Annotated in this window: 15 protein-coding genes; 10 read left to right on the plus strand and 5 right to left on the minus strand. The window is 62.9% G+C overall.

The window, feature by feature from the left end; all coding sequences use genetic code 11:
* Window positions 1–124: 124 nt before the first annotated feature.
* Window positions 125–556 carry a hypothetical protein gene (locus LIY36_RS24435; RefSeq protein WP_226457468.1) on the plus strand — a complete coding sequence of 144 codons (432 nt, stop codon included), beginning with the start codon at window positions 125–127 and terminating at the stop codon, window positions 554–556.
* A 95-nt stretch (window positions 557–651) separates the two neighbouring features.
* On the opposite strand, the gene LIY36_RS24440 is transcribed toward LIY36_RS24435, so the two are convergent.
* Window positions 652–1374: a pirin family protein gene (locus LIY36_RS24440; RefSeq protein ID WP_226457469.1), complete on the minus strand. Its 723-nt coding sequence runs from the start codon at window positions 1372–1374 to the stop codon at window positions 652–654.
* A 182-nt stretch (window positions 1375–1556) separates the two neighbouring features.
* On the opposite strand from LIY36_RS24440, the gene LIY36_RS24445 reads away from it, so the two are divergent.
* Complete coding sequence (locus LIY36_RS24445; protein WP_192296421.1) at window positions 1557–2507, plus strand: GlxA family transcriptional regulator; 951 nt, start codon at window positions 1557–1559, stop codon at window positions 2505–2507.
* Between the two features lie 148 nt (window positions 2508–2655).
* Window positions 2656–4107, plus strand: a complete 1452-nt coding sequence (locus tag LIY36_RS24450) for a winged helix-turn-helix domain-containing protein (RefSeq protein ID WP_226457470.1) — start codon at window positions 2656–2658, stop codon at window positions 4105–4107.
* Here LIY36_RS24450 and LIY36_RS24455 read toward each other — a convergent pair.
* Together LIY36_RS24455 and LIY36_RS24460 are read right to left on the minus strand one after the other, a co-directional pair.
* Entirely contained in the window at window positions 4054–6816 is a 2763-nt protein-coding gene (locus LIY36_RS24455) for an ATP-binding protein (RefSeq protein WP_226457471.1), read from the minus strand. The two genes, LIY36_RS24450 and LIY36_RS24455, sit on opposite strands and share 54 nt — an antisense overlap.
* 58 nt (window positions 6817–6874) lie before the next feature.
* Window positions 6875–7273, minus strand: a complete 399-nt coding sequence (locus tag LIY36_RS24460) for a helix-turn-helix domain-containing protein (RefSeq protein WP_226457472.1) — start codon at window positions 7271–7273, stop codon at window positions 6875–6877.
* Between the two features lie 204 nt (window positions 7274–7477).
* Here LIY36_RS24460 and LIY36_RS24465 point away from each other — a divergent pair, with 204 nt between their 5' ends.
* The 6 genes from LIY36_RS24465 to LIY36_RS24490 all read left to right on the plus strand — a co-directional run bounded on the left by LIY36_RS24465 (window position 7478) and on the right by LIY36_RS24490 (window position 13876).
* Window positions 7478–8419 (plus strand): LysR family transcriptional regulator, encoded by a 942-nt coding sequence (locus LIY36_RS24465; RefSeq protein ID WP_226457473.1) that lies wholly within the window; start codon window positions 7478–7480, stop codon window positions 8417–8419.
* Between the two features lie 96 nt (window positions 8420–8515).
* Window positions 8516–9478, plus strand: a complete 963-nt coding sequence (locus tag LIY36_RS24470; protein WP_226457474.1) for a hypothetical protein — start codon at window positions 8516–8518, stop codon at window positions 9476–9478.
* Between the two features lie 230 nt (window positions 9479–9708).
* Window positions 9709–10299, plus strand: coding sequence for an antibiotic biosynthesis monooxygenase (locus LIY36_RS24475; protein WP_226457475.1), 591 nt, complete (start codon window positions 9709–9711; stop codon window positions 10297–10299).
* On the plus strand, window positions 10296–12134 hold the full coding sequence (locus LIY36_RS24480) for an amidohydrolase (RefSeq protein ID WP_226457476.1): 1839 nt from the start codon (window positions 10296–10298) through the stop codon (window positions 12132–12134). Before LIY36_RS24475 ends, LIY36_RS24480 begins: the two co-directional genes overlap by 4 nt.
* Window positions 12135–12162: 28 nt before the next feature.
* A complete protein-coding gene (gene ycaC / locus LIY36_RS24485; RefSeq protein ID WP_192296414.1) occupies window positions 12163–12780 on the plus strand; it encodes an isochorismate family cysteine hydrolase YcaC in 618 nt (205 codons plus the stop codon).
* A gap of 214 nt (window positions 12781–12994) precedes the next feature.
* A complete protein-coding gene (locus LIY36_RS24490) occupies window positions 12995–13876 on the plus strand; it encodes a LysR family transcriptional regulator (protein ID WP_226457477.1) in 882 nt (293 codons plus the stop codon).
* Here the strand turns inward: LIY36_RS24490 and LIY36_RS24495 are convergent.
* Both LIY36_RS24495 and LIY36_RS24500 read right to left on the minus strand, forming a co-directional pair.
* Window positions 13863–14900, minus strand: coding sequence for an AraC family transcriptional regulator (locus tag LIY36_RS24495; protein WP_226457478.1), 1038 nt, complete (start codon window positions 14898–14900; stop codon window positions 13863–13865). The genes LIY36_RS24490 and LIY36_RS24495 overlap by 14 nt on opposite strands.
* A 1-nt stretch (window position 14901) precedes the next feature.
* A complete protein-coding gene (locus LIY36_RS24500; RefSeq protein ID WP_226457479.1) occupies window positions 14902–15816 on the minus strand; it encodes a GGDEF domain-containing protein in 915 nt (304 codons plus the stop codon).
* 390 nt (window positions 15817–16206) lie between these two features.
* Here LIY36_RS24500 and LIY36_RS24505 point away from each other — a divergent pair, with 390 nt between their 5' ends.
* Window positions 16207–18720 carry a TonB-dependent receptor gene (locus tag LIY36_RS24505; protein WP_226457480.1) on the plus strand — a complete coding sequence of 838 codons (2514 nt, stop codon included), beginning with the start codon at window positions 16207–16209 and terminating at the stop codon, window positions 18718–18720.
* Window positions 18721–18731 lie beyond the last annotated feature (11 nt).

The following is an 18731-nucleotide window of genomic DNA, read 5'->3' on the forward strand; positions in this document are numbered from 1 at the left end:
CGGGCAAGCCCGCTCACTACAGGTCGTGTTTTGAGGGGGGGCAAGTGTTCAGGTTTATTTGGGGCGAAAAAAAACCGGCTGATCAGGCCGGTTTGGAGTACCCCGCGAACAGTGCGGGTTATACGTGGTTGCCCAGCAGACGATCCGCACCGCCTTCAGCCAGGCCACGTTCCTGCAGACGATCCGCACCGCCTTCAGCCAGGCCACGTTCCTGCAGACGATCTGCACCGCCTTCAGCCAGGCCACGTTCCTGCAGACGATCCGCACCGCCTTCGGCCAGACCACGTTCCTGCAGACGATCCGCACCGCCTTCGGCCAGACCACGTTCCTGCAGGCGATCCGCACCACCTTCGGCGACACGATTTCCTTGCAGGCGATCCGCACCACCTTCGGCAACGCGGCTTTCAATCAAGCGGTCTGCACCGCCTTCAGCGACAACAGGATGAGCAAAAGCGTTTGCAGCGAGTACCGAGAAAGCGAGGCTAAGCAGGATTTGGCGTTTCATGATGGTGTGCTCCAGATGTTTAAGGTTGGGTGTTGCCGGGTATGGGTTTGATGTTACGCGTTGCATTTTTTAAGAGAACTTCATTGCGCTGATGGTGACTATCGACGCCAGCGATGGCCCGTTTCGAGGGGCCATCGCCGTGCCGGTCACGGCATGCGTGGCAGTTCCTGAGGGCGCAGGTCGAACACCAGCACCTCGGCGTCGTCGCCGTGGCTGAGGTGGATCTGCTGCTCATTGCGCACTCGCGCACCGTCACCTTCGGCAAAGCGCTGGCCGTTGATTTCAACGCTGCCACGGGCCACGTGGATGTAGGCGTAGCGGTCCGCGGCGAGGTCGAGGGTCGCGCTTTCGTCGCCGTTGAACAGCCCGGCATACACCCGCGCATCCTGGCGCACGTTCAGCGAACCGTCGGCGCCGTCCGGCGAGATGATCAACTGCAAGCGTCCGCGTTTCTGCGCTTCGTTGAAGTGCTCCTGCTGATAGCGCGGCTCGGCACCGACCACGTTCGGCACAATCCAGATTTGCAGGAAGTGCACGCCACGGGTCTGGCTGTGGTTGAACTCGCTGTGGGCCACGCCGCTGCCGGCGCTCATCAGTTGTACGTCGCCAGGACGGATCACCGAGCCGGTGCCGAGGGTGTCCTTGTGTTCCAGGGCGCCTTCGAGCACGTAGGAGAAAATCTCCATGTCGCGGTGCGGGTGCTGGCCGAAGCCTTTGCCGGCGGCGACGCGGTCATCGTTGATCACTAGCAGGTCGGAGAAACCCTGCTCGTTGGGGTTCCAGTAGTTGGCGAACGAGAAGGTGTGGAACGACTTCAACCAACCGTGATTGGCGGCGCCGCGTTCGGAAGCTTTGCGAAGGGTCAGCATGGTCTTGTCCTCAAGTGAGCGTTGGCTGCGAGATGCAGTGCGCTGGCGTTGAGAAGAAGGTTAATGGTTATCCGGATATTCATTAAGAAGCTGAAATTTGAATAACTGTCCCCTTGAGATTGACAATATAAGACGTGCCATAATGCCCGGCCCGTACCTTATTCGATGGATTTGCCGCCCCTATGAAAACCGTGGCCATGGCGCTGTTCCCGGACTTCCTGTTGCTCGACATGGCCGGGCCGCTCGAAGTGTTTTCGATTGCCAACCGCTACCTGCCAGTGGCCGAGCATTACCGCATCCTCACCGTCGGCACCGAGCCCGGCGCGCTACGTGCGTCCAATGGCGTGCTGGTGCAGCCCGATCTGTTGCTGGAACACGCCCACGACGCCTATGACCTGCTGCTGGTGCCCGGCGGCCCTGGTGCCTATAACGAATGCCATCCCGCGTTGCTACCGTGGCTCAAGGCTAGCGCCCCCAAGGCGCGCCGCTTTGGTTCGATCTGCACCGGCGCGTTTGTGCTGGGGCATGCCGGGCTGCTCGACGGCCACCGCGTGACCACTCATTGGCACTACACCGAGCGGCTGATCCAGGGCTTTCCCAAGGCCATCGTCGAGACCGACCGCATTTACTTGCAGGACGGTCGCTTGATCACCTCGGGCGGCGTCACCGCCGGTATCGACCTGGCGCTGTCGGTGGTCGCCCAGGACCACGGCAAGCAGGTCGCGGTGGATGTGGCCAAGGTGCTGCTGGTGGTGATGAAACGCCAGGGCGGCCAAGCCCAGTTCAGCCCGATGACTGCGGCGGTAGCGCCCCAGGAAACGCCGATCACGCGGGTACAGAACCACGTGTTGGCGCATCTGGATCAGCCGTTCACCATCGATTCGATGGCCGATCTGGCGGGGATGAGTGCGCGCCACTTTGCCCGGGTATTTGCCAAGGACGTGCAAATGACGCCGATGGCATTTTTGCAGGGCGCGCGCATCGACCGGGCCCGCCACTTGCTCGAAACCACTGACCTGCCGCTCAAGACCGTGGCCTTCCATGCCGGCTTCGGCAGTGTGCGCTACATGCGTTCTCTGTTCAGCGAGAAACTCGGCCTCAACCCGACTCAGTACCGCCAGCAATTCAGTTAAGGACGGTATGGCCGTCTCGCGCACTCCAATGTCCGTGTGGCTCCCCGTGCCAGCATTGTCCTGTCACGGCGAGCTGGCAAGATAGCTCCACGCCCATAAAAAAGGATGCGCAAACGCCCAAGGCCGGGTGTTTCAGCGCTTTATCGAGATGAACAACGCGCCCACGGTGAGCTTTGGCCGCTACACCTTTCACCCGCAGCAACGGCTGGTCAGCAAGGCTGGCTTTCCGGTGCCGCTGGGCGGGCGGGCGCTGGACATCCTCGCGGTGCTGCTGGAGGTGCCGGGGCAGTTTGTCAGCAAGGACACCCTGATCGCCCGCGTCTGGCCCAGCAGCGTAGTGGAGGAGAACAACCTGCGCGTGCACATTGCCGCGCTGCGCCGTGCGTTTGATGGCCAGCCGTGCATCATCAACGACCCCCAGCGCGGCTACAGCTTTGTCGCGCCGGTGCAGGGCGCTGCTCAAGTCAGCCAGTCCCGGCACAACCTGGCAGTGCGCCTCAGCCCGCTGATTGGCCGCGATGAGCTGCTGGGCGTGTTGGCGCGGCGCCTGTGCGGGCAACGCCTGATGACCCTGACCGGTTGCGCCGGCGTGGGCAAGAGCAGCCTGGCGCTGGCCCTGGCCGAACGGATGCTGCCGCGTTACCGCGATGGTGTGTGGTGGGTGGACCTGGCGACCGTGCAAGCGCCCACCCAGATGCTGCACCATCTGGCCCAGGCGCTTGGCCTGGAACCCTGTGCCAGCACCCAGGCACTGTGCAAACCCTTGGCAACGCGCCAACTGTTGCTGGTGCTCGATGGTGCCGATTTGCTGCTGAGTGCCTGTCGCCATCTGGTGCGCGCCCTGGCGCAGCACGCGCCCCGGGTCAGCGTCTTGCTCAGCAGCCGCGAAGCTCTGCTATTGCCCGGTGAGTGGGTGCAGCGCGTGCCCCGGCTACCCCTGCCGGCGCCATGTGCGTGGGGCAGTGTCGAACAGGCGATGACGGCGCCGGCGGTGCAGCTGTTTGTCGCGCGGGTGCGGGCCGGCCAGCAGGGTTTTGAGTTGCGGCCCCAGGACCTGGCGCCGCTGCGCGAGATCTGCCGGCGCCTCGATGGCCTGCCATTGGCCCTGGAGTTGGCGGCCGCCCAGGTCGAAGCCCTCGGCATACAGGGCGTGCAAAGCCAATTGCGCAGTGGCTTGCAGGTGTTGACGCGCGGGCGCCGCACGGCGGTGGAGCGCCACCAGTCCTTCACGGCGGCTTTGGATTGGAGTTACGCACGCCTGAGCCTGCCGGAGCGCTGGCTGTTCCTGCAAATGGGCTTGTTCAAGATGGCCGTGAGCTTGCCCGTGTTGATCGAGCTGGTCGCGGGCACCGAACTGGAACATGCCGACCTGGCCTATCTGCTGGCACGGCTGGTCGGCACTTCGTTGCTGGCGCAGGAACCGGGCCCTGGGCCTGCACGTTATCGCCTGCTCAACAGCCTGCGCAGCTACGCCCTGGCGCAACTGCGCGACCCGCAGCAGGTGGCGCGTTTGCAAGCGGGCTACGGGCATTACCTGGGGCCGTTTTCAGGCCGGTCGTTTGTCCTGCAACTCGTCGAGCAGGCAGCGTACTCGGACTAGATCCGCGGTTCCAAAGCCTTCGCTGAACCGCCCGTAAACCGATTCCAGCAGGTCACGCGCCGCCTGCACGCGCCCCTGGCTTTGCCACAACCGCGCCAACGCCGTGGCACTGCGCAGCTCCCAGGCCAGGGCGCCTTGCTGGTGCGCCAGGCCGAGGGCTTCGAGCAGCAGGCTTTCGGCGGCGCGCTTATCGTCGAGGCTTTCGGCACGTACTCGCAGGATCTCCGCGGTGCACCAGCCGGCCATGCCGTTGCTGGCGCGTTCGAATACTGCATCGCTCACCGCGATGGCGTTGAAGGTCAGCAGGATGTCCTCCACCAGCCCCAGGCCCTGCACGTCTGCCATCGGTAGCGTCCCGGCGTAGCAGCGTGCCCAGGTGTGGAACAGCTGCGCCGAGTGTTTCTGCGCCTGTTGCAGCAGCAAGTCCATCTGCTCGCGTGTGGCGTCGGTGTCACCGTTGTAGCGGGCGATCACCACCCCGGCCAGGGCCAGCGTGTAGCAGATCGAGGTGCCATGGTTGATCTGCAACGCCAATGCCAGCGCCTGATCGGCGGTACGTGCCGCGCGCTCCGGGAAACCGCGCAGCCACTGGATGCGTGCAAGGATCGTCAACGACGCCACGCTCTGGTCGTACTGCACGCCAAAGCCATGGGTAAAACGGTTGAGATGGCCGCTCTGGGCCATGCGCTGGATCACCTGCTCGGCGTTGTGCAAGGCCAGCGCCTGGTTGCCGGCGAAGTGTTGCGCCAGCACCCGCAGGCGTTGTGCGCTGAGGTCCAGCAAGGGGTCGGCCTGGGGCCCCAGTTGGTCGAAGTGCAGGCTCTGCACCAAGGCTTCGCGATAGTTGCCGCAGCACAGGCTGACCGCCATCTGGCCCGACACGGCGCGCAACTGGCCGGCCAGGTCCTTGCCAGCTTCAGCCAGGCGCCTGGCGCAGGCGAATGCCTCGATGGTTTGCGGCGTGCCGCCCTGGGTGTGATAGGAAAAACTGCCCAGCGCCAGTTGCAACGCCATGCGCAAACGCTGGCTCGGTGTGGTCGATTGGCCCAGGCGCGCCAGGGCCTTGCCCACGTACAGGCCGTGTTCGCGCAGCAGCGACAGCTCTTGCCACAACGGCATCGCGCTGACGGTGAGACGAATCCCCAGCAAATGGGCGCCCTGGTCGCCGAGGCCCCAGTCGAGGGCGGCGCGGATGTCTTCGCGCAAGGGGGCGTAGCGGTCGAGCCAGGCCTGGGTCGCGATCAGTTCCCAATCGTCCTGCGCCTGCTCCATCAGCGCCAGGCAGCGCTCGGCATGGCGCTCGCGGGTGGTGTCGAGCTCGTTGGCGCCGCTGAGTTTTTCCAGGGCATAGGTGCGGGTGATGTCGTGCAGGCGATAGACCACCTCGTCATCGCCAGCCTCCACATTCAACAGCGACTTGGCGACCAATTGGGTGATGGAACCCAGCACTTCGAGCGGTGCGATACGCTCCCCGGCGATCACTGCCGCCGCGCTGGCCAGGCTGAAGCTACCGCGGAATACCGCGAGGCGGCGCAGGCAAATCTGCTCGCAACCTGTGAGCAGGTCGAAGCTCCAATCCAGGGTGGCGCGCAGGGTTTGTTGACGGGGCAGGGCGTTGCGGCGGCCACGGGTCAGCAGGCGGAAGTTGTCTTCCATCTGTACCCGCAAGCCTTGCAGGCCGAAGCGTTCGATCTGTGCAGCGACCAACTCGATGGCCAAGGGAATGCCATCCAGGCGCTGGCAAATATCAATCGCCAGCGGCAGTTCGGCTTCGCTCAATGCAAAGCTGTCCTGGTGGGACATGGCCCGCTCGATCAGCAGCTGCAAGGCCGGGTAGCCCAGGGCCTGGGCGCGGTTGCCGGTGGCGGGCGGGCAGGCCAGCGGTTCCAGGCGCTGCACCGATTCACCCTCGGCGCGCAACGCTTCACGGCTGGTGGCGATGATGTGCAGCTCGGGCGCGTGGCGCAGCAGGGTTTCGCTGATCAGCGCGATGTCGTCCAGCAGGTGTTCGCAGTTGTCGATCACCAGCAACAGTTGGCGCGATTGCAGGTTTCGAGCGAGGGACAGCAGCGGTTGCGCCTCGGTGAGCGTGAGGTCGAGCAGGGCGGCGAGGTTGGGCAGAATCATCGACGGCGTGCTCAGCGGCGCCAGGTCGAGCAGGCAAATGCCGTCGCGGTAATGCCCGATCAGCAACTCCGCAACCCGCAGCGCCACGGTGGTCTTGCCCATGCCGCCGGCGCCGGTCAGGGTGATGAAGCGTAGCACGGGCATCTGCTGCACCAGTGCGTCGATCAGGGCCTGGCGGCCGATCATCCGCGTGCGCCGCAGTGGCAGGTTATGGCACGGGCGCGGTGATGCACCCTCGGTGGGCAGGCTCATCGGTTCGATGCTCAGTGGTGCGACAAAACTGTAGCCGCGTTGGGCCACCGTCACGATATAGCGCTGCCCGGCCTGGCCATCGCCCAAGGCCTTACGCAGCGCCGCCATATGCACCCGCAGGTTGCCGTCCTCCACCACGCTTTTGGGCCACACGCGGGCCATCAATTCCTGCTTGCTCACCACATTGCCGGCCTGTTCCAGCAGGACCAGCAGGATATCCACCGCGCGCCGCCCCAGGCGCAACGGCCGGCCGCCTTCCAGCACCAGGCGCTGGCGCGGGTGGATGCGGTAAGGGCCGAACTGCACGGCCTGGTCGCTGAGGTCACTCATGGGCGGCCACGTTCCTGGAAAAGGGTCTGGCCAGCATATTCCAGGCGTGTGCAGACCACTAGGCCGCAATCACCTGTGGTTTGTGACGCGATTGGTGGTTTCGCCAGGTCATCGGGTTGACACCGACGCTGCGGGTAAACATATGGCAGAAATGCGCCTGGTCGCAGAACCCGCACTCCAGGCTAATCTGCGTCAGGCTCAAGTCGGAACCGGTGATCAGCTCCTTGGCCCGCTGGATGCGCTGCTGGCGGATCCATTCCTGGGGTGACAACCCGGTGCTGCACTTGAAGGCACGGGAGAAGTGGCTGCGCGACAGGGCGCAGGCCTGGGCCAGTTCGGCAATGGTCAGGCTTTCCCCAAGGTTGGCGAGGATCAGTTGCTTGGCAATCTGTTCGCGGCGCGAGCACAGGCCGCCGGTTGCAGATAAACGGGGAGCAAGTTGCTCGAGTCGGGCCATGACGAATATCCGTAGTCGATGGGAGCGTTCCCGGTGGATGGATGCAGTGTAGACCGACACATTCTTGGCGCCTGACCGCCCGGCTGACGAGTTAATCGTTGTTAATTTCGCCAGGTCCGGGCGTTGAAAAGACAGCACAGGCGTGCAATCCAGGCGGCGTTCTGCGTGCTTATCTGGCGGTTCGCCAATCGTGTGGATACCGCTATGAATCGCAACGACCTGCGTCGCGTCGACATGAACCTGCTGGTGATTTTCGAGGCGCTGATGTTCGAGAAGAACCTGACCCGGGTCGCCGAAAAACTGTTCATGGGCCAACCGGCGGTGAGTGCCGCCCTGGGCCGCCTGCGCGACCTGTTCGACGATCCGTTGCTGCTGCGCAACGGGCGGGGCATGGAGCCCACGCCACGTGCCGTGGCGATACTCAAGGAGTTGCAACCGGCCATGGACATCATCTCGGGCGCCGTCAGCCGCGCCAAGGACTTCGACCCTTCAACCAGCTGTGCGGTGTTTCGTATCGGCCTGTCCGACGACGCCGAGTTTGGCCTGTTCCCACCGTTGCTCAGCCAACTGCGTGAAGAGGCGCCCGGGATTGTCGTGGTGGTGCGCCGCGCGAACTACCTGCTGATGTCGGCGTTGCTGGCCAGTGGCGAGATTTCCGTGGGGGTCAGCTACACCACGGAATTACCGGCGAATGCCAAGCGCAAGAAACTGCGGGATATTCCGTGCAAGGTGCTGCGCGGGGACGACGGTGTCGAGCCGCTGACCCTGGATGAGTACTGTGCGCGGCCCCATGCAATGGTGTCGTTCTCCGGAGACCTGAGCGGCAACATTGATCTGGATTTGGCCCGGATCGGCCGGGCCCGCCGGGTGGTGCTGGCGGTGCCGCAGTTCAGTGGGCTGCGGGCGTTGTTGGCGGGTACGCAGATTATTGCGACAGTGCCGGATTATGCGGCGTGTGCGTTGACCGAAGGCACCCCCTTACGGGCGGAAGATCCGCCGTTTGCGATTGATGCCGCGGAGCTGTCGATGGTGTGGAGTGGGGTGCATGACAATGATCCGGCGGAGCGCTGGTTGCGTGGGCGGATTGCTGAGCATATGGCGCGGGCGCTTCAGGTTAGATCGCCGACCAACCCGCGCCAGAATTAAGCAAAATCCAGGACGTCCGAGTCGTTTTACTGACAGCCTCTTTGAGTAAAGGCTTTCTACTATGGAGGGACTTTTCCAGCGAAGGCAGTTACTCCTATGCGCATTGGCAACTTACCACTGTTTCCACAGATAGCACCTGAAACGTCTGTTCTCACACCAGGTTTATCCTCGGCGAGTGTGCTGCATGAGCAGCGCAGTAGTCACAGTGAAGGACACCGCAAAAGCCCGCAGCCGGCAGCACATGCCGGCGCTGCGGAAACTACCGTGACGTCAAAGCTTGACAGGGTCAGTGAGCCAAAACTTCAAATAAAAAAACAGGCGACCGCGCCGAATGGACTATTCGGTGTGAGTTACAGTATTTATGCGCCTAGCCCTGGACTGAGCAATATCACGTTTCCAATAACTATCGATAAAGGCGCTCAACGCAAGAGCAGCAAGGATGGCGGGATCTATTACGCGATGCAGTTCGGCGTCAATAATGAAAAAGGTAATAAGCTGGGGACTGGCTACATTGGGATGCAGCCACGCGGTGACGGTAAGGCACTGGTGGTGTTTTCCGGATTTGGTCCGCATTTCAGCGCTCCCAAAGGTCGTTCCGAGGCGGATGGAGGACCAGGGGGCAGTAATAGCACATTGGTAGATTTCAAGTTTGGTCATAAATATAACCTGACAGTAGAGCGAGATCCCGATAACGCCAAGCGGCTAAAGGCCTATGTTCAGGATGTTACGGACCCCGATAAGCCTGGGCCCAGACAGCATGTGAAAGATATTGATGTCGATCAGAAAGTTGCATTGGCCGGCTCCAATGTTGGATTTGTTGAACACTATGGCGCGGGGATCGACCGAAGTTCACAGATTGCGCCGACAAGTGGCAGTTTTTTTGCTCCCTTTAGTACAGACGACAGAGGCCGTGTTAGAAACGGTTCAGTCAATAGCAGAGGCTTGTATGGCCGATTCGCGAATTCAATAACCGGCACCCAGGAGATTACAAAAAAGTTTGATAGGCGTACCCAAGTGAAATTTTCTCTTCAGGGGGTTGGCTATGAAAAGAAGGCCTGAAGTCTAGAACCTGAGGTGTTGTTATTGAGCCCCGCGAACAATCAAACGCGTGGGCGCATGGGCGAACACATGGCGCCGGTGCTTTAAGGTTTGGCGTGCATATCCGTTTGTTCGGTAACGGGTGTGTACCCAACCCACCCACCCCAAACAGCACATACATCCAATTCCCCATCCCCAATCCCCACCAAACTCCCCCCATCGCTCAACTCTCCAGGGGGGAATCAAACGTCATGGACCCTACACCCAAAACCAGCCCCGACGAAGTCGTCACACTGGTCGTCAAACACCTGGTCAAGCCAGGCCGCGAAACCGACTACGAAGCCTGGCTACGCCGCATCGTGCGCATTGCCGGCGAGCGCCCCGGCCACCTCGGTGTGGACGTCGTACGCAGCAAACAAAACAAGTTCGCGCTGTTCACCTGCGTCCTGCGCTACCGCTCCACCGATGCTCTGGAACAGTGGCTCGATTCCCCCGAACGCAAGACCCTGATCGCCGAAGCCGCCCCCATGCTGGCCGACGGCGACAACACCGAAATCGGTGCCGTCAACGAGTTCTGGTTCAACCCCGAAACCGAAAACGCCGCCAAGCCGCCGCGCTGGAAGCAAGCCGTGGTCACGCTGTGCGTGATCCTGCCGCTGACCCTGCTGGTACCGATCATCTGGGGCCCGGTGCTGCGCCTGCACCCGTTGCTCTCCAACTATGTGGTCGCCACGTTCCTGATCACCCTGACCATCGTGCTGCTGGTGGTCTACCTGCTGATGCCGGCGGCCACCCGCCTGTTCGCTCCCTGGCTTGAAGCCTCTGTAAAGGAAACCCTATGAACGCCGATCTGATTCTGTTCAATGGCCAGTTCCACACGGTGGACCGGGAAAACCCGCGCGCCACCGCCGTCGCCATCCACCAAGGGCGCTTTGTCGCCGTCGGTACCGATGCTCAAGCCATGGCGCTGCGCGGCAGCGGCACCCAGGTCATCGACCTCAAGGGCCGCACCGTGATCCCGGGCCTCAACGACTCGCACCTGCACCTGATCCGTGGTGGCTTGAACTACAACCTGGAGTTGCGTTGGGAAGGCGTGCCATCCCTGGCCGATGCATTGCGCATGCTCAAGGACCAGGCCGACCGCACCCCGACGCCACAGTGGGTGCGCGTGGTCGGTGGCTGGAACGAATTCCAGTTCGCCGAAAAACGCATGCCGACCCTGGACGAACTCAACCAGGCCGCGCCGGACACCCCGGTGTTTGTACTGCACCTCTACGACCGCGCCTTGCTCAACCGCGCCGCCCTGCGCGTGGCCGGCTACACCAAGGACACGCCGAACCCGCCGGGCGGCGAGATCGTGCGTGACAGCAACGGCAACCCCACCGGCATGCTGGTGGCGCGCCCCAACGCGATGATCCTGTATTCGACTCTGGCCAAGGGCCCGAAACTGCCGCTGGAGTACCAGGTCAACTCGACCCGCCAGTTCATGCGTGAACTCAATCGCCTGGGCCTGACCAGCGCAATCGACGCCGGCGGTGGTTTCCAGAACTACCCGGACGACTACGCGGTAATCGAGCAGTTGGCCAAGGACGAACAGTTGACGGTGCGCATCGCCTACAACCTGTTCACCCAGAAGCCCAAGGAAGAGCTCGCCGACTTCAAGAACTGGACCGGCAGCGTGACCCTGCACCAGGGCGACGACTACCTGCGCCACAACGGCGCCGGCGAGATGCTGGTGTTCTCCGCCGCCGACTTCGAGGACTTCCTCGAACCACGCCCGGACCTGCCGCTGACCATGGAGCAGGAGCTGGAGCCGGTGGTCCGCCATCTGGTGGAGCAGCGCTGGCCGTTCCGCCTGCACGCTACCTATGACGAATCCATCTCGCGCATGCTCGACGTGTTCGAGAAGGTCAACCGCGACATCCCGTTCAACGGCTTGCCGTGGTTCTTCGACCACGCCGAAACCATCACGCCGAAAAACATCGAGCGCGTGCGCGCCCTTGGCGGTGGTATTGCGATCCAGGACCGCATGGCGTTCCAGGGCGAGTACTTCGTCGAGCGCTACGGCGCCAAGGCCGCCGAAGCCACGCCGCCGATCAAGCGCATGCTCGCCGAAGGCGTGCCGGTCGGCGCGGGCACCGATGCCACGCGCGTGTCGAGCTACAACCCGTGGACCTCGCTGTACTGGATGGTCAGCGGCCGCACCGTGGGCGGCCTGGAGCTGCACGCCGAAGGCCTGCCGCGCCTGACCGCGCTGGAGCTGTTCACCCATGGCAGCGCCTGGTTCTCGTCCGAGCAGGGCAAGAAGGGCCAGATCAAGGTCGGCCAGTTGGCGGACGTCGCCGCACTGTCGGCGGACTTTTTCAGCGTCGATGAAGAAGCCATCAAGTGGATCGAGTCGGTCCTCACCGTGGTCGGCGGCAAAGTGGTCTACGGCGCCGGCGACTTTGAAGATGTCGCACCGCCACGCGTGCCGGTGCTGCCGGACTGGTCGCCGGTAGTCAAGGTGCCGGGGCACTGGCGTCCGAGTTCGCCGTTGCAGGCCCAGGTTCACCAGTGCAGCGGCCCGTGCGGCGTGCATTCCCACAGCCATGAAAAGGCCCGGCTTTCCAGCGTGCCGGTCAGCGACTTCCAGGGTTTCTGGGGCGCGTTTGGCTGTTCCTGCTTTGCTTTCTGATTTCCCATCCCCCGTAAGGAGTTGAACCATGGCTAGCCCTCGTTTGAACAAAGATGACGCCGTTGTACTGTTGGTTGACCACCAGACTGGCCTGATCTCGCTGGTGCAGGATTTCTCGCCGAACGAATTCAAGAACAACGTCCTGGCCCTGGCCGATGTGGCGAAGTTCTTCAACCTGCCGACCATCCTCACCACCAGCTTTGAAAGCGGCCCCAACGGTCCGCTGGTGCCTGAGCTGAAAGAACTGTTCCCGGACGCGCCGTACATCGCCCGCCCTGGCCAGATCAACGCCTGGGACAACGAAGATTTCGTCAAGGCCGTGAAGGCGACCGGTCGCAAGCAGATCATCATTGCCGGTGTGGTGACCGATGTGTGCGTGGCTTTTCCGACCTTGTGCGCGCTGGAGGAAGGCTTTGAAGTGTTCGTGGTCACCGATGCATCGGGGACCTTCAACGAAACCGTGCAGCAGGCTGCCTGGGCACGCATGACCGCCGCCGGTGCACAACTGGTGAACTGGTTTGCGGTGGCGTGCGAGCTGCAACGTGACTGGCGCAACGACATGGAAGGCCTGGCCAACCTGCTGTCGCCGCGCATCCCCAACTACCGCAACCTGATGAACAGCTACTCGGCGTTTACTGCCAAGTAAGCGGTTCTGCATCACACCGTTGAACCCTGTGGGAGCCGGTTTTTTGTGGGAGCGGGCTTGCTCGCGAATGCGGCGTGTCAGTCAAAGATGTTCCAACTGACCCAGCGCTTTCGCGAGCAAGCCCGCTCCCACAGAAGCCAGCTCCCACATTTTGTTTTGTGGTATTGCGACTAACCGGTTATACAACCGCTTAAATGTCCACCGAGAAGCGACAATGAACCCCTTTGAAGACATGCGCCTGTTTTGCCAGGTCATGGAATCCGGCAGCTTCACCGCCGCCGCCGAACAGTTGGGCCTGTCCAAGCAGTTTGTCAGCCGCCGCCTGATCCAGCTCGAAGACCGCCTCGGCGTGCGTCTGCTCAACCGCTCCACCCGCCGCCTGGACGTTACGCCACTCGGCCAGAGTTACTACGAATCCGCCTTGCGCCTGCTCAGTGAAGTCGAGCAAGTGGAGCAGGGCATCGCCGGCCAGAACAGCGAGCCGCGCGGCACCATTCGCCTGAGCGCGCCGTTGTCGTTTGCCATGGCCCATCTGGGTTGCCTGTTGCCGTTGTTCTTGCAGCGCTATCCCGAGGTCGCGGTCGAGGTCGACCTCAGTGACCGCCCCGTGGACCTGATCGGCGAAGGCTACGATCTGGTGCTGCGCATCGGCACCCTGGAAGACTCAACCCTGATTGCCCGCCGCATCGCCGGCATCCCCCGGGTGTACTGCGCCAGCCCCGACTACCTGGCCCGGCGCGGCACCCCGCAAAAACCCGATGACCTCGCCGCGCATGACTGCCTGCCCTACGGCCATGGTCGCCAGGTGCAGTGGCGCTTCAAGGGCAAGCTGCAAGCGGTGAACGTGTGCGGGCGCATGCGCGTGAACAACGGCGACCTGTTGCGCGACACCGCGATTGCCGGGCTGGGCGTCACCTACCTGCCGACTTTTATCGTCGGCGAGGCGTTGAAGGACGGCCGCCTGGTGACGGTCCTCGACGAATTCGCCCCCGAAGACCTGACCCTGTCGGCGGTGTACCCGCAGCACCGGCAAAGTTCGCGCCCGGTGCAGGCGCTGGTGGAGTTCCTGCGCGAGCGCCTGGCTAGCGGCTGTTGAACAACTGGCGGATCAGGCTCGGTGTGCTGCCGGTCCAGCGCTTGAACGCGCGGCGAAAGTTCGCCGCGTCGTTGAAGTTCAAATACGCCGCCACTTCCTCATTGCTGTAGCCCTTGACCTGATACAGGTGCAACGCCACCTGCTTGCGCACGCGGTCGACCTGCTGCTGAAACCCGGTGTCGTGCTTGTGCAACTTGCGCTTGAGGGTCGCCGGGCTCATGGCGAAGGCCTGGGCCGCCTGCTCCAGGCTCGGCGCCTGGCGCACCTGGTCGCGCAGGTAATCGTGGAGGCAATCGAGAAAACTGCCGGCAAAACCCAACTGCTCGATCTGCTCGCGGGCTTGCTGGCGTGCCACTTGCCCAGCCGTGGCCGAGGCGCCCGGCCAGGCACGGGTCAGGTATTCACGGGGGATGCTCAGCATGTCCAGCGGGCGTTCGAAGCGGGTTTCTTCGCCCAGGTGCACCCAATACTGCTCGACGTAACGCGGCTCGGCATGGCTGACACTGCACGCCCACGGCAGGCGTTCGCCGCTGAGCCACTGACTCATGGCAACCAGCGAGGTCATGCTCGCTTCCAGCAGGAAACGCCAGTGTTCGCCGGCGCCGCAGCTGTCCAGCCAGTACAGGTAGGCGTGGTGCTCATCCATTTCCAGTTGCAGGCTCACCAATGGGCTGAGCAGCACTTGCTGCTGGATCAGGATCTCGAGGGCCTGATGCAGGTTCTGCGCATGCCCCAAGGCGTGGCTGGCCGCGCCGTAATAGCCTGGCAGCAGGCGCTGGCCAAACAGGAAGCTGCTGTCGTCGGCGTCCAATAATTTGCGGCTGTTGCCGATCAGCGCAAAAAACTGCTGCGGACTCAGGCGCGCCGTACCGGCCAGGATGTCTTCGTGAAACAGCCCGGTGCCGCGTAGCAGGCGATGGCTGTCGATGTCCCGCGACAAAGCCAGGTCGATCAGTGTGGCGGGTTGGTAGTGCCCGGGGATGAAGCGGCTGTCGGCTTCATACCAGTCGGTTTTCACGGCCATCTCAGGCGCTTTTCGCGAGGGGGTGTTTGGCGCGGGCGAGGGCCAGGTTCAGGCGCTTGAGCAAGTCCTGGGGCGCTTCGTCGAGGGCCATCACCACGGCCGTGGTCGCCGCCAGTTGCAGGCGTTCGCCTTGCTGGCGGGTCTTGTGGGCGAGGGCGCGTACGCTCTGTTGCAGTTCCAGTGCGAGCACTTGGGCCTGGCGTTCGCCGGTGTTTGGCAGCAGCACCACAAAACGATCACCGGCCAGGCGGCACAGCAAATCCTGGCGGCGCAGGTTCAGCAACAGCGCATGGCTGAGGGCCTGCAATACCGCGTCGCCTTCGGCATGGCCGTAGGCCTGGTTGATTGCGGCGAAGTTGTCCAGGTCCAGGGCCAGCAACGACAGCGGCTGTTGTTGCTCGCGGCTGTCTTGCAGGCTCTCGGCCAACTGGCGCTTGAGGTAGTCGGCACCGGCCAGTGGCGTGAGTTTGTCGAACAGCCGGTGCTCGCGGAACAGCCGCTCGCGCTTCTCCATCTGCGCGCTGATCGCCAGTTGCTCGCGGTGCCAGTGGTAGATGCCGATGGTCAGCAGGATCATGCCCACCGGCATCGGCCCAGACTCGAGCCAGTGGTCCCAGGTGATGCTGTCGGGCAGGCGGATGAACTCGTCGAGGCTGTCGATCCACCATGAGAAAAAGATGCACGACAGGCCCAGCGCCAGGTAGTTGGTCACGCGCCCGGCGGGGCGGCTTTTCAGCACCAGGCCAAGCCAGACCAGGGCGAGCAGGGCCGAGCCGCCCTCGCCGAAGATGTCCAGCCAGACCCATTCGCTGACGCTTTTCAACTCGCCGCAGGCCAGGTGCAGGAGCAGCCCGAGGTTGGCGGCGATCAGCAGCAGGGCGAGTTTCCAGCGGTGGGGTTTGAGTACGCAGAACATGGCCGCGAGTCTTTGGGCAACGAAGCGATGGGCGCCAGCACAGCAGATGGATGTGACGGTTGCATGACGGTGGGGGTGGGTCGAATCAGCTCATGGCAAACCCCCGATCTTTTGGCAAACACCGTTCAAATGTGGGAGCTGGCTTGCCTGCGATAGCGGTGGATCAGGCAATCAAGCTTCAACAGGCAGACCGCTATCGCAGGCAAGCCAGCTCCCACAGTTTAAACCGAGGTCATTTCAGCTCATTTGTTCGCGTAAACCCGCTCAAAACCCCGGTTTACGGGGTTCACAGCCAACTCCTGTCACAGAACCGTCATCCCCCACCCCTAGCTTGCCCTCCCAGTTGCCAGGCCTCTTGCCTGGCGCCACAGGATTCTTGGGGAGGATTGCATGTACAAGCGCACCGGGCTCGTCAGCTTCACGCTTACCGCCTTGGCCCTGGCGATTGCCAGTGAGCGGCTCAATGCGGCCGAAGCGGCCACCACCGAGCACGTCGAAGTGGTCGGCCAGGCGGCGGCGATTGATTCGGCGTTGAAGGAGCAGCGCACTTCCGACAGCATCAAGAGCGTGGTGCACGCCGACGGCGTCGCCCAGTTGCCGGATGAAAACGTCGCCGAAGCCGTGCAGCGCCTGCCCGGTGTCAGCGTCGAGCGCGACCAGGGCGAAGGGCGCTTCGTCAGCGTGCGCGGCCTGGGCCCGGACCTCAACAGCGTGACCATCAACGGCACCCTGGTGCCAGCCCCGGAAAGCGCACGCCGCGCCGTGGCCCTGGATGTGCTGCCTTCGGAGCTGGTGCAATCGCTGTCGGTGATCAAGACCTTGACCCCGGACATGGACGCCAACTCCCTCGGCGGCACCGTCGACGTGCAAAGCCTCTCGGCCTTCGACCACAAGGGCCTGTTCTACACCGGTAGCAGCGAAGCCAGCTACGACAAGAACACCAGCCAGACCAGCCCGAAATTCTCCGGCGCGGCCAGCAACCGTTTCAGCCTTGGCGATGGCATCGACAACTTCGGCGTGGCCGCCGCGCTGAGCTGGCAGAAGCGTGACTTCGGCTCGGACAACGTCGAGACCGGCGGCGCCTGGGACTTCACCGACGGCGCCAAACTCAACGAATTCGAACAGCGTGACTACGACATCAGCCGCGAGCGTGCCGGTGGTGGGCTGAACTTCGACTACAAGCCCGACGACCTCAGCAGTTATTACCTGCGCACCCTCTACAGCCGCTACAAGGACACCGAGACCCGCAACTCCACCAGCATCGAATTTGCCGACCCGCTGGCTGCCGGCGAACTGGGCGATGCCGAAGCCAAGCGCAAGTTGAAGAACCGCGAAGAGACTCAGGAAATCCAGTCCTACGTGTTTGGCGGCGAGCGCATGCTTGGCCTGTGGACCCTCAGCGGCCAGGCCGGTTACAGCCAGTCCAGCGAAGACAGCCCGGGGCATATCGCCGGTGCGACCTTCGACGGCGGCGACTTCGCCAATAGCGGCTTCTACGACAAGGACAAGCCACGGCCGATCATCGGCGCCGGTTTCTACGACGCCAGCAACTACACCCTCGACAAAGTCGACTGGGAAAAACAGAACACCAAGGACACCGAGAAAAACCTGCGCCTGGACCTGGCCCGCGACTACGACCTGAGCGGCTACGCCTCGCAGTTCAAGTTCGGCGGCAAAGTCAGCCGCCGCCACAAGACCAACGACCTGGAAGCCTGGGCCTACAAGAACTTCGATGACCTCGGTTTCAGCGACGAACAGCTCAACCTCACCCAGTTCCAGAAGGGCAATGTCGACTACCGCCTGGGCAACTACGGCCCCGGCATCAGCGCCAGTGGTATCAAGCAACTGCTCGGCGGCCTGAATGCGGCGGACTTTTATGACGAGACCGAATCGCGGGTCAACGACTTCACCATCCGCGAAGACATCAACGCCGGTTACCTGATGAACACCGTCGACATCGACGATTGGCGCTTCATCGCCGGCCTGCGCTACGAAGGCACCGAGTTCGACGCCAAAGGCACCGGCGCCACCGACGGCGTGTTCAGCGACAACCACACCCAACGCCGCTACCACCACTGGCTGCCGGGCCTGCATGCGCGCTACCAGATCGACAAGAACACCCAGGTGCGCGCAGCCTGGACCAAATCCGTGGTGCGCCCGACCTTCGGCCAGCTGGCGCCGGGCTTTGTGATCGACGATGACGAAGCCACCTTCGGCAACCCGAATCTCAAGCCCCTGGAATCGAGCAACCTGGACCTGGGCATCGAGCACTTCATGGGGCGCGCCGGCACTGTCTCGGCGTTCGTGTTCTACAAGGACATCAAGAACTTCGTCTACAACACCGACCTGGCCGGTACCGGCGCCTGGACCAATTTTTCCGAGGCCCACACCTACGCCAATGGCGACAGTGCCAAGCTCTACGGCCTGGAACTGGCCTATTCGCAGAAGTTCGACTGGCTGCCGGCGCCGTGGAACGGCTTGCTGGTCGGCGCCAACACCACGTTCAGCCGCTCCAGCGCCGACATCGAGGGCTTCGACAGTGCCAGCGGCAGCAACCGCAAACGCAATATCAGCCTGCCGAACCAGTCGGACAGCGTCGGCAACCTGATGCTCGGTTGGGAAGACGACAAGCTCAGCCTGCGCCTGTCGGCCAACTACAAGTCGGCCTATCTGTACGAGCTGGCCTCGATCAACGACAAGGCCCACGACCTGCACGTGGATGCGCAGACCTTCGTCGATTTCAGCGCGCGCTACTCGCTGACCAAGAACCTGCAAGTGAGCTTCGAGGCGCAGAACCTGACGGATGAGTCGTACTTCGTCTACACCGGCCATCGCAGCTACAACGGCCAATACGAGGAGTACGGCCCGACCTACAAAGTCGGCCTGACCTTCACCCATTTCTAAGCACCAACACT

Origin of the sequence: Pseudomonas sp. AF03-9 (genome assembly GCF_020515815.1) — a bacterium.
In the GTDB taxonomy this organism is placed as follows: Bacteria; Pseudomonadota; Gammaproteobacteria; order Pseudomonadales; family Pseudomonadaceae; genus Aquipseudomonas.

Excerpts from the sequence above, each read along its gene's own strand:
- LIY36_RS24470 (WP_226457474.1), top strand. The coding sequence starts at position 8,516 with ATGCGCATTGGCAACTTACCACTGTTTCCACAGATAGCACCTGAAACG.
- LIY36_RS24460 (WP_226457472.1), bottom strand. The coding sequence starts at position 7,273 with ATGGCCCGACTCGAGCAACTTGCTCCCCGTTTATCTGCAACCGGCGGC.
- LIY36_RS24480 (WP_226457476.1), top strand. The coding sequence starts at position 10,296 with ATGAACGCCGATCTGATTCTGTTCAATGGCCAGTTCCACACGGTGGAC.
- ycaC (WP_192296414.1), top strand. The coding sequence starts at position 12,163 with ATGGCTAGCCCTCGTTTGAACAAAGATGACGCCGTTGTACTGTTGGTT.
- LIY36_RS24450 (WP_226457470.1), top strand. The coding sequence starts at position 2,656 with ATGAACAACGCGCCCACGGTGAGCTTTGGCCGCTACACCTTTCACCCG.
- LIY36_RS24500 (WP_226457479.1), bottom strand. The coding sequence starts at position 15,816 with ATGTTCTGCGTACTCAAACCCCACCGCTGGAAACTCGCCCTGCTGCTG.
- LIY36_RS24445 (WP_192296421.1), top strand. The coding sequence starts at position 1,557 with ATGAAAACCGTGGCCATGGCGCTGTTCCCGGACTTCCTGTTGCTCGAC.
- LIY36_RS24475 (WP_226457475.1), top strand. The coding sequence starts at position 9,709 with ATGGACCCTACACCCAAAACCAGCCCCGACGAAGTCGTCACACTGGTC.
- LIY36_RS24495 (WP_226457478.1), bottom strand. The coding sequence starts at position 14,900 with ATGGCCGTGAAAACCGACTGGTATGAAGCCGACAGCCGCTTCATCCCC.
- LIY36_RS24490 (WP_226457477.1), top strand. The coding sequence starts at position 12,995 with ATGAACCCCTTTGAAGACATGCGCCTGTTTTGCCAGGTCATGGAATCC.
- LIY36_RS24455 (WP_226457471.1), bottom strand. The coding sequence starts at position 6,816 with ATGAGTGACCTCAGCGACCAGGCCGTGCAGTTCGGCCCTTACCGCATC.
- LIY36_RS24440 (WP_226457469.1), bottom strand. The coding sequence starts at position 1,374 with ATGCTGACCCTTCGCAAAGCTTCCGAACGCGGCGCCGCCAATCACGGT.
- LIY36_RS24505 (WP_226457480.1), top strand. The coding sequence starts at position 16,207 with ATGTACAAGCGCACCGGGCTCGTCAGCTTCACGCTTACCGCCTTGGCC.
- LIY36_RS24465 (WP_226457473.1), top strand. The coding sequence starts at position 7,478 with ATGAATCGCAACGACCTGCGTCGCGTCGACATGAACCTGCTGGTGATT.